Annotated in this window: 2 protein-coding genes and 1 pseudogene; 1 reads left to right on the forward strand and 2 read right to left on the reverse strand. The window is 30.9% G+C overall.

Annotated elements, in window-relative coordinates; translation table 11 throughout:
- Window positions 1-338, forward strand: a pseudogene (locus tag NC99_RS22075) (DNA methyltransferase); the annotation flags it as partial.
- On the opposite strand, the gene NC99_RS06970 reads toward NC99_RS22075, so the two are convergent.
- The gene (locus NC99_RS06970; protein ID WP_053181437.1) at window positions 314-1,129 is read right to left on the reverse strand and encodes a hypothetical protein; all 816 of its coding nucleotides are present in this window, start codon (window positions 1,127-1,129) and stop codon (window positions 314-316) included. The pseudogene NC99_RS22075 and the gene NC99_RS06970 sit on opposite strands and share 25 nt — an antisense overlap.
- On the reverse strand, window positions 1,095-1,331 hold the full coding sequence (locus NC99_RS06975; RefSeq protein ID WP_053181440.1) for a helix-turn-helix domain-containing protein: 237 nt from the start codon (window positions 1,329-1,331) through the stop codon (window positions 1,095-1,097). The genes NC99_RS06970 and NC99_RS06975 overlap by 35 nt, the downstream gene beginning before the upstream one ends.
- Window positions 1,332-1,571: the final 240 nt, after the last annotated feature.

A 1,571-nucleotide genomic window follows, 5' to 3' on the forward strand; every position in this document is an offset into this window, starting at 1 on the left:
ATACTAATGGCTATGGCATTTATTTTTCAAAGAACAATAACGAGACAGCCTCATTATTCGAAGATATTAAACACCCTCTATCAAAGGAAGAAAACATCCTTTTAGTCCAAAAAGTATTGAACTCTATTGTTATGGATTATTATATCACAAAAACAAGTGTTGCAATACAAGGGGGGTTTCCTTGTTACCAGAAAAATTTTATTGAAAAATTCTCGATACCAAATTTTACCGAAAAGGAACTATCTATTTTGAAAAACTTAATGGATAAAGATGAAATTAATAATTTTCTTATTGAGAAATATAACATTAGTATTCAAACTCCAAATCTAGTTGAATAAGTATCAAGAATATTTTTAGTAAAGGTTTCCCATGACAATTCACTCATATTTGCATCTGTGTTTTTATCAATTAAACCATCATTAATTAAATCCAAATTAGAACTATAAATTTTAGCAGGTGTTTTCTCAAAATCAATTAGTAAAAGACATACTCGTTCATATTTATAGTCTTCTCTAGTAAAATCTAGTCTTCCATTAATTGCCTGAAATGATTTTATATATTTTTCAACCGCACCAATTCTGTCAATAAATTTGATTTCATTATTAATCATTGCAGCTGCATCGTATTCTTTAACAGGAATCATATATACTTCACCTAAAACCATTTTAGGGCATCGAACATGTAAATTTTGAGCTTCTGCAATAGTTCTTTCATAAAGCGTATCAAAATTTTTCGCTAATGAGCTCATCTGGCTTCGAATATTAACAGAAATTGTCCTTTCAGTATAATCTTTACCATAATAATCTGTTGCTTCTCGAAGAATACCTTCAGTCATCATTTCAGACTCCGGTATATAACCTTCTGGAGACACACATACATCTTGATTTTTTTGTTTAATAAAACCAGCAAGTTTTAATTCTGGTTTACTTTCACCAAGTGGTGGATGAATCCTGTGTTCAGCAATTCCGCTTCGGATAAAATCAGATTTTACGGCTTCATGTATATTATTTATTGGTCTTGAAGACCTTATCATTGCTTCCTTCGCCTTAATACCCCCTTCAATAATTGAAGTTTCAATTAGTTTTTTAAAATTATCAACTGCTTGCTGAATTGTTATCAAATTTGCCATTATTAAAAAAATCTTTTAAGGTAACGTCAAGTGCCTTGGCGATTTTTTCAATATTAACTATTGAAATATTTCTTTTACCATTTTCAACACTTGCGATGTAACTTCTATCTAAATCAGACGAATAGGACAAATCTTTCTGAGACAAATTCTTAATCTCTCTCAGTTCTTTTATCCTAATTCCTATTTTCGCCTTGATTTCCATTTGGCAAAGATTTAAAATTGTTGACTATAAGCCAAAGACTATAAGTAACATTACTGAAATAAAGTAAAAAAAAGTATATTTGAACAAACAAACGCCAGTTGGCAACATCGTGTATAGTGCATTTGGCGGTTAGTGCTATATTTGAGCGTGTTATACCCAATAAACTTTGTAACTGTTTGAAAGGTTTGTGCTTCGAATCGCCAAACGACACCATACACGTAACCGTTGAACTAAACCCCG

This window comes from Sunxiuqinia dokdonensis, from assembly GCF_001270965.1.
Classification (GTDB): Bacteria; Bacteroidota; Bacteroidia; order Bacteroidales; family Prolixibacteraceae; genus Sunxiuqinia; species Sunxiuqinia dokdonensis.